Raw genomic sequence first — 8579 nt, 5'->3', positions numbered from 1 at the left:
TCCGGCCGGAGGCTCGGCGGAGGGCCGACACGGGGTGGTGCCGGAGTGGCGGAGGACGTCAGCGGTTGCGGAAGCGCACGGAGCTCGTCACCGATACTGCGGATCTGCCGGGTCGGGTGGCTCGTTCACGCCTATCGTGGAACGGCACACCGACGCTCGGCGCCAAGGCAGGCTGGACATGAGGGAACCGCATATCGACTATGCGGAGGTCTTCCGGGCACTGCCCGGCATGGTGGCGCTGCTCACGCCCGATCTCGTGTACGTCGACGCCAACGACGACTTCCTGCGGCTGGCCGGACGCTCCCGCGACCAGCTGTTGAACCGCTACATCTTCGACGTCTTCCCCGAGAACCCGAACGAACCGGCGGCGGCCGGGATGCGGGAGACCCGGGAGTCCATGCTGCGCGCGGTGGCCACCGGCGAACGCGACACGATGGCACTGCTCCGCTACGACATCGAGGACCCCCAGCTTCCCGGCTCCTGGCAGGAGCACTACTGGAGCCCGGTCAACGCGCCCGTCCTCGGCCCCGACGGCGAAGTGGTCCTGATCGTCCACCGGGTGGAGGAGGTCACCGAACTCATCCGCGCCCGGGGCGGCCCCGGGGGCGACACCCGCGCCCAGGTGCTGGAGGCCGAGCTGTACACCCGCGCCCGGGAACTGCAGGAGGTCAACGAACGGCTGCGCACGGCCCACGCCCACGAACGCGAGGTGGCCCTGGCCCTGCAGGCCGCGATGCTGCCCCCACCCGGCCCGACCGGACAGCACGACGCGGCCGTCCGGTACCGCCCGGCCATCGGCGCGCTGAACGTGTGCGGCGACTGGTACGACCTGGTCGGCCTGCCCGGGGAGGGCCTCGCGGTGGCCGTGGGCGACGTCGTCGGCCACGGTCTGGCGGCCGCCTGTGCCATGGGGCAGCTGCGCAGCGCCCTGAGCGGGGCCACCCGTGTCTCCGGCGGTCCGGCCGAGGCGCTGGAGGCCCTGGACCTGTACGCCCGTTCCGTCGAGGGCGCCGAGTCGACCACCGTGGTGACGACCTTCATCGACTGGGACAGCCACACCATCACCTACAGCTGCGCCGGTCATCCGCCGCCCGCCCTCGTGCACCCCGACGGCACCGTCACCTTCCTCGACCAGGCCACCGACCCGCCGCTCGCCGCCCGGCCCACCCACGCCGCCCGGCCCCAGGCACGCACGTCCTTCGTCGAGGACTCCACCCTGGTCCTCTACACGGACGGACTGGTCGAGCGCCGCACCGAAGGCATCGACACGGGTCTGGAGCGCCTCGCCGACTCCCTGGCCCATCACCGCAAGCAGGACCCCGAGACCCTGGCCGACGCCCTGCTGGCGGACCTCCTGCCGCTGACCGGCAACACCGACGACACGGCCCTGATCGTCCTGCGCCTGTGACCCGCAGCCGCCCCGGTCCGTGCGGGCCGGCCAGGGCGCGCCGGCGCCCTCACCTGCCCCAGATCTTCCGGTATCCCTCCCGGTAACCCGACGGGTTCCAACTCGTGGCGCCCTCGCTGTTGTCGGCCGTACTGATGTGGACCGGGGCCACATAGCCGCTCGCCGGGCGGCGGGAGAAGGCACGGTTGAACTCGTCGACGATCTGCCAGCCCTGGAGGGTGAGCGGCTCGGGGACGGTGGCCGCCTGGTACTGGCCGCTGTTGACACGTTGGAAGGCGGAGGGGTCGCCGTCCCCCGCGCCGATGTTGAAGGGCGGTCCCGAGCCGTCCTTGCCGGCGGCGCGGAAGGCGGGCGCGGCGTCGGCGAAGTACAGGTCGTTGATGGCGACGGAGTGGGTCCAGCGGTTCTGGAAGCGGGAGAGGAGCGAGGAGACCTCGCGGGGCGTGCGGCTGCTCGCGTCGGGGATCGGGATGTTGACGTACGACAGGAGCTTCACGCCCGCGCAGGTGGCGAGTTCCTCCCTGATCAGGTCGGACTTGTTCTTGGCGAAGGGGATCGAGGCATCGGTGAGGATCACGACTCCGGCGTCGCCGCCGGAGGAGGAGACGACCCACTGCGCGCTGATCCTGGCGACGTCCTCGACTCGCGTGGTGACGTTGGTGAACAGGGCGGGGCGCCGGCTGGGGCCGGGTGCGGCGACCGCGTGCCAGCCGATGACGGGGATGCCCGCCCGCTCGGCAGCGGCGAGCTGCTGCGAGGTCGCGCCGGGGTCGAAGCCGCCGACGACGATGCCCGAGGGCCGGAGCGTCACCGCCTCGCTCATGGCCGCCTGGATGCCGGCGGGGGTGCCGCCGCCGTCGATCACCCGGACGTTCCAGCCGACGACCCGAGCGGCCTCCCGGACGCCCTCGGCGGCGCCCGCGACTCCGGGATTGGTCATGGTCTGGGCGACGTACACGAGGGTGCGACCCGTCACGGCCTTCGGACCGGTGGCCGGGCCGTTCCAGGGGACGTCGGTCCGTTCCGCCCGGCCGACGGCGGCCCGGGCCTCGGCATAGGCCCTCGGGCAGCCGTTCGGGCCGGAGGCGGACGCCTCGGGGGCACCGGAGGAGCCGCGTTCGCAGCCGGCGAGCAGGGCGGTCGTCACGGTCAGCAGCGCGGCCGCCGCGTACCGGGCCCCGGATGCGCCGGAGCCGGTGCCGCGTCGGCGCGGGCCGTGGGGGGAGTGGTGCACGAGTGCTCCTCGCGGAGGGACGAGCGGGAGGGCGCGGCGGCGCGTGGCCGCGGTCATGGCGTGCCGCCCGGCGGCGGCTCCGCGGGGTCGGCGGGTGCGTCGCGGGCCGCGAAGGCGCCGGTGCGCATCCGGCGGCGGGCGGCGTATCCGGCCAGGCCGACGGCGAGGAGCAGGGTGCCGCCGTGGAAGAGGGGCACCGTCCAGAAGTCGGCACCCATCTGCGCGATGCCGGTGAGGCCGACGGCGAGGACGGCGACGGCGACGAGAGTGCCCAGGGCGTTGGGGCGGCCGGGTTTGATGGCGGTGGAGCCGAGGAGGGCGCCGACGAAGGCGGGCAGCAGATAGTCGAGGCCGACGCTCGGGTTGCCGATCTGCTGCTGGGCGGCCAGCAGCACCCCGGCGAGGCCGACGATCAGGCCGGACGCGGCGAAGGCGCAGACGGTGTACCTGCGGACGGGAATGCCGACGAGGTCGGCGGCGCGCGGGTTCGATCCGACGACGTAGAGGCAGCGGCCGATCGGGAGCCGTTCCAGCACCAGCCAGAGGGCGAGCGTGAGGGCCAGCACGTAGAAGGCGGGGACCGGGAGGCCGAGGAAGGAGGAGGTGTAGAGGTCGGTGAAGGCGGGCGGGAGACCCTGGGGTCCGGGGACGATCCGGCCGCCTTCGGTGACCCAGCCGGTCACCGCGTACATCATGCTGCCGGTGCCGAGGGTGGCGATGAAGGAGTCGATGCGGCCGAACTCGACGATGACACCGTTGAGGACGCCCACGACCGTCCCGCCGACGGTGACGACGAGGCACGCGAGCGGCCAGGGCCAGTCGGCGTCGACGATCAGGTACAGCACCATGACGTGCGCCAGGCCGAGTCCGTAGCCGATGGACAGGTCGAACGCGCCGGTCACGATGGGGACCATGGCGGCCAGGGCGAGGACGGCCGGGATCGACTGGGTGGAGAGGACCGAGTCGACGGTGTCGAGGGTGGGGAAGGTGCGCGGGAGCGTGAGGGAGAAGACCAGGACGAGCAGGACGGTCAGACCGAGCAGGCCGTAGGCGCCGATGAGGTGCCCGCCCGTACGGGCGCCGGCGGCAGTGCCTCTCGACGGGCGCGGGCGGTGCGGGCGCGGGGAGGGCGGGGGGTGCGGGCCGGTCATGGGGCCGTCGCGGTTGTGCCTGGGGGCATGGCCGAGGCCGCCCGGGTCAGGGCCGCGACCGTGAGTGCCGGCCCGGCCGGTTCGGCGGTCACGGCCCCGCGGACGAGGACCAGGGCGCGCCCGCACACGCCCGCGACCTCCTCGAAGTCGGTGGAGATGAGGAGGACGGCGAGGCCGTCGGCCAGCGCCTCGCCGAGCAGCCGGTGGACGGCCGCCTTGGCGCCGATGTCCACGCTCGCCGTGGGCTCCTCCAGGATCAGCAGCCGCAGGCCGGTTCGCAGCCGGCGGCCCAGCATCACCTTCTGCTGGTTCCCTCCGGACAGGACGGCGATGGGCACCTCGCCGTCGCGCGGCCGCACCGAGAACCTGTCGATCAGGGCGGCGGCCGCGGCCCGCTCACGGCGGGGGCCGAGCCAGCGGGGCGCCGGCCCCTCCCCCGCGCGGGGGTCGGCCAACAGGTTCTCCCGCACGGTCAGTTCGGGCAGGCAGCCCTCCCGCTGCCGGTCGCCGGGCACGAGGGCGACGCCGCGCCGGACGGCCTCGGCGACGTTGCGGGGGCGGTACGGGGCGCCGTCGAGGAGAACCCGTCCCGCGAGGAGGGGCCGGGCGCCGGCGAGGGCCCGGCCGAGCTCCGCGTGCCCGGCGCCCGACAGACCGACCAGGCCGAGGGCCTCCCCGGCTCTCAGCTCCAGGTCGACCGGCCCCGCGCCGGAGGTCCGTACACCCTCCAGGGTCAGGACGGGCGGGGCGCCGGCCGGTACGGGGGCGGGGCGGGGCCCGGCCGGGGCCGGGACGGGCCGGAGCCCGGCCGGGTCCTCGCCGGTGATGTCGCGCACCAGGCGCAGCGGGCTGTGGCCCGCGGTCGAGCCGTGGCTGACGAGACGGCCGTCCCGCAGGACGGCGAAGGCGTCGGCGACCTCGTACACCTCGTCGAGGCGGTGGCTGACGTAGAGGATGCCGTGCCCGCGGTCGCGCAGGGAGTGCAGGACGCGGAAGAGGCGAGCGCAGTCGGCGGCGGGGAGCCGGGCTGTCGGTTCGTCGAGGACGATGAGTTTCGCGCGGGTGGCCAGGGCACGGGCGATGGCGACCAGGGACCGCTCGGCGGGGGCGAGCCGGGCGATCGGCGCGTCGGGGTCGAGGTGGCCGCCGACGAGGGCGAGGGCCTCGGTGCAGCGGTCACGGGTGCGGCGCCAGGAGATCAGCCCGGCCCGGCGCGCGTATCCGTTGCTCAGGGCGATGTTCTCGGCGACCGTCATCCACTCGACGAGACCGAGGTCCTGGTGGATGAAGGACATGCGCGGCGTGGCGGTGTGGCTCGCGAGCGGCTGCCCGTCCACGGTGATCCGGCCCGCGTCGGCGGGGTGGACGCCGGCGAGGATCTTGATGAGGGTGGATTTCCCGGCTCCGTTGGGACCGAGGAGCGCGAGGACGCTGCCCGCGTGGACGTCCAGGTCCACGCCGGCCAGGGCGAGGGTGCCGCCGAAGCGCTTGGTGAGGCCCCGGACACGGACCAGCGGCTCCGGCCCGCGGGGCGGAGCCGGCTGCGCAGAGGTGTCGTGAGCGTCGTGCACGGACAGCTCCGGGGGTCGGCCTGGCGAGTTCTTCCGGCTTCTGCTTGCGGCAGCGATACTAACCACCCATATCGCTTTATATACGGTATTTGTTCGTCGGTCGGCGTCACGGCATTTGGTCGTCGGTCGGCGTCGGTCGCGTCAGCCGCCGTCGAGTCCGCACTGGGCCCAGATGACCTTGCCCTCCGGGGTGTAGCGCGTTCCCCAGCTCTGGGACAGCTGGGCGACGAGGAAGAGGCCCCGCCCGCCCTCGTCGGTGGTGGCCGCCCGGCGCAGATGCGGAGCGGTGCTGCTGGTGTCGGAGACCTCGCAGATCAGGGAGCGGTCGTGCAGCAGCCGCACCCGGATCGGCCCGGTGCCGTGGCGGATGGCGTTGGTGACCAGCTCGCTGAGCATCAGTTCGGCGGCGAACGCGGCCTCGCCGAGGCCCCAGTCGGCCATCTGCCGCTGGGCGGCGGCGCGCACCTCGCTGACCCGGGCGGGGTCAGCCGGCAGCTCCCAGGTGAAGATCCGCCGCGGGTCGAAGGCGTGGGTGCGGGCGACGAGCAGGGCGATGTCGTCGCCCGGATGGGCGGGCGCCACGGTGTCCAGGACGACCCGGCAGGTCTCCTCCGGAGTGTGCTCGGGGTGGGCCAACGCGCCGCGCAGCTGGTCCAGGACCACGTCGACGTCACGTTCGCGGTCCTCGATGAGTCCGTCGGTGTAGAGGACGAGCCGGCTGCCCTCGGGCAGGTGGATGTCGACGGCTTCGAAGGGCAGCCCTCCGAGGCCCAGGGGTGGTCCGGCGGGCAGTTCGGGGAACGACACGGTGCCGTCGGGGCCGACCAGGGCGGGCGGCGGATGACCGGCGCGGGCCAGGGAGCACGACTGCGAGGTCGGGTCGTAGACGGCGTAGAGGCAGGTCGCGCCGATGATGCCGCCGCCGTCGGAGACGGGGTCCTCCCGGTCCAGCCGGCCCACGAGGTTGTCGAGGTGGGTGAGGACCTCGTCCGGCGGGAAGTCGAGCTCCGCGAAGCTGCGGGCTGCCGTACGGACCCGGCCCATGGTCGCGGCGGAGAGCAGGCCGTGGCCGACGACGTCACCGACGAAGAGTCCGATCCGGGCGCCGGAGAGCGGGATGACGTCGTACCAGTCGCCGCCGACGTCGGACTCGGCGGGCAGGTAGCGGTGGGCGACCTCGACGGTGTCCTGGTCGGGGAGCCCCTGCGGGAGGAGGCTGCGCTGCAGGGCGAGGACCATGGTGCGTTCGCGGGTGTAGCGCCGGGCGTTGTCGATGGACAGGGCGGCGCGGGTGGCGAGTTCCTGGGCCAGCGAGCGGTCGTCGTCGCCGAAGGGGGCGGGGTCCTGGGCGCGGTAGAAGGCCGCGACCCCCAGGACCACGCCGCGGGCGACCAGGGGGACCGCGATGAGGGAGTGGACGTGGCTCAGCAGCCGGTCGGTGTGCTCGGGGTCCTGCGCGAGCCAGCCGGCAGCCGTCCGCAGGTCCGGCTCCAGCACCGCTTCCCCTCTGGTCAGGGAGCGCAGCTGCGGAACGGTCGGGCCGTAGTCGACCTGCTTGCCGACCGGACTGAAGGGCAGGTCGTCGCGGATGCCGTGGACCACCGTGCGGCGCAGGTCGTCGCGCGGGTCCGCCGCCTCCTCGCCGCGCAGCACGGGTTCGGCGAGGTCGATGGTGACGTAGTCGGCCAGGCGCGGGACCGCCGTCTCGGCGAGTTCCCGGGCGGTGCGGCGCACGTCCAGGGTGGTTCCGATCCGGGCGCTGGCCTCGGACAGCAGTTCCAGCCGGCGGCGGGCCGCCAGGGCGTAGGTGCCGACGTGGGGCTCGCCCACCATCAGCAGACCCCGGTCGGGGGCCGGGGAGCCGTCGGCGGCCGCGGCGGTCCTGGCGGATGATGCGGGGGCGTGCAGATGCCCGGACGCGGGGACGGCGGTGAGCGGGCCGGGCGTCAAGGTGAGGGTCCCGCCCTGACCGGGCCGCACCGGCGGCGGGGTGCCGACGGACGCGACGCCCCGCACGGGCTCGCCGGGGAGGGCCGGCACCGGTTCGGGCGGACGTGAGGCGACGAGAGCCTCGTACCGTGGGGCACCGGACAGAACGGCCTCCACGGCGATGCCCTCCACTCCGGAGGCGCTGGTCATCAGGCGGCTGACGAGCGTGATCCGCCGGCCGTCGGTCAGGGGCACGTCGACGGCGGCCCGCTGGGCGCGGGCGATCAGTTCGGCGGCCTTCTCCAGGAGGGTGGCCCGATCGGCGGGGCGCAGCCCCTGGACCAGTTCGTCGACGCCGACGCCGTGGTGCGGGCCCCGGCCGGTCTCGGCCCCGGCGTCCAAATAGGCCCGCAGCAGGGACCGTTCACGCATGGAGCTCTGCCCGAGCAGCCGCCGTTCGATGGCAGCGGCCGCCTTGCGGATCACGCCGTCCAGCGCCGGGTGCTCGAAGCCGCGCGGGTACCCGAAGCACAGGACGCCCTCGATACGGCCGCTGAGCGGGTCGCGTACGGGGAGCGCGCGGCAGGCGCTGGCCTGGGAGCGTTCGGCGAAGTGCTCGGCGCCGTAGACCCGGATGAGCCGCCGTTCGGCCAGGGCGAGGCCGATGCCGTTGGTGCCCGCGAACTGCTCGGCGAACACGAACCCGGGGACGGTCTGGATGTCCGGGAGCCCTCTGGCCAGTGACGCCTCCCCGAAGCGGCGCAGCAGGACGGTGCCGTTCGCGTCGGCGACGGAGATGTTCATCGCGCTGCCGGCGAACCTGGACTCCAGCCGGTCGAGCACCGGTACGGCCGCGCGGGCGATCCGGTCGTCCCGGTCGAAGTCCTCCCGGAAGGGCAGGTCGGACCGGTCGGGGGACAGTCCCAGCGACCGGCACCGCTGCCAGGAGCTGAGGATCGACGTGCGGACACCCGTCTCCAGCGACTCACCCTGCAGAAACCGCTCACGGAACAGGGCCGGACCCCGGTCGCGGAACGGGGCGGGGCCCGTGCCGTCTGTCGCACGTCCCGTGAGTATCGGCTCGCCGTCGGACCGCACCACGCTGGCCTCACTCGCACCCTGGACAATCCGCTAATCGGAAATACCTGGCATTGACGAGGATACGGGCATCGGCAACACGAGTCACGGTTCGCGGATCGCTCACCCCTGGCGACGGGCCGGGGGAGCGGCGGAGCGGGCGCGGGGAACGTGGGGGCCGGCCCGGGGGGCGCCCCCTCTCGACGGAG

At 74.1% G+C, this 8579-nt stretch carries 5 protein-coding genes; 1 reads left to right on the top strand and 4 read right to left on the bottom strand.

What is annotated here, in order from left to right:
* The first annotated feature begins 178 nt into the window (after positions 1 to 178).
* Positions 179 to 1408 (top strand): PP2C family protein-serine/threonine phosphatase, encoded by a 1230-nt coding sequence (locus ACFU5F_RS08510; protein WP_383883818.1) that lies wholly within the window; start codon positions 179 to 181, stop codon positions 1406 to 1408.
* Positions 1409 to 1457: 49 nt separating this feature from the next.
* Here the strand turns inward: ACFU5F_RS08510 and ACFU5F_RS08505 are convergent, their stop codons facing one another.
* The 4 genes from ACFU5F_RS08505 to ACFU5F_RS08490 all read right to left on the bottom strand — a co-directional run bounded on the left by ACFU5F_RS08505 (position 1458) and on the right by ACFU5F_RS08490 (position 8394).
* Positions 1458 to 2642, bottom strand: a complete 1185-nt coding sequence (locus ACFU5F_RS08505; RefSeq protein WP_383883816.1) for a substrate-binding domain-containing protein — start codon at positions 2640 to 2642, stop codon at positions 1458 to 1460.
* Positions 2643 to 2695: 53 nt separating this feature from the next.
* A complete protein-coding gene (locus tag ACFU5F_RS08500) occupies positions 2696 to 3793 on the bottom strand; it encodes an ABC transporter permease (protein ID WP_383883813.1) in 1098 nt (365 codons plus the stop codon).
* The gene (locus tag ACFU5F_RS08495; protein WP_383883810.1) at positions 3790 to 5364 is read right to left on the bottom strand and encodes a sugar ABC transporter ATP-binding protein; all 1575 of its coding nucleotides are present in this window, start codon (positions 5362 to 5364) and stop codon (positions 3790 to 3792) included. Before ACFU5F_RS08495 ends, ACFU5F_RS08500 begins: the two co-directional genes overlap by 4 nt.
* A gap of 141 nt (positions 5365 to 5505) precedes the next feature.
* The gene (locus ACFU5F_RS08490) at positions 5506 to 8394 is read right to left on the bottom strand and encodes a SpoIIE family protein phosphatase (RefSeq protein ID WP_383883808.1); all 2889 of its coding nucleotides are present in this window, start codon (positions 8392 to 8394) and stop codon (positions 5506 to 5508) included.
* Positions 8395 to 8579: the final 185 nt, after the last annotated feature.

Origin of the sequence: Streptomyces sp. NPDC057438, assembly GCF_042802995.1 — a bacterium.
Taxonomy (GTDB): Bacteria; Actinomycetota; Actinomycetes; order Streptomycetales; family Streptomycetaceae; genus Streptomyces.
Note: the sequence above shows the minus strand (reverse complement) of the source record. Positions and strands in the feature narration are given on the sequence as shown.

Bases quoted from the DNA above. Each gene is read 5' to 3' on its own strand.
- ACFU5F_RS08500 (WP_383883813.1), bottom strand. From the start codon at position 3,793: ATGACCGGCCCGCACCCCCCGCCCTCCCCGCGCCCGCACCGCCCGCGC.
- ACFU5F_RS08510 (WP_383883818.1), top strand. From the start codon at position 179: ATGAGGGAACCGCATATCGACTATGCGGAGGTCTTCCGGGCACTGCCC.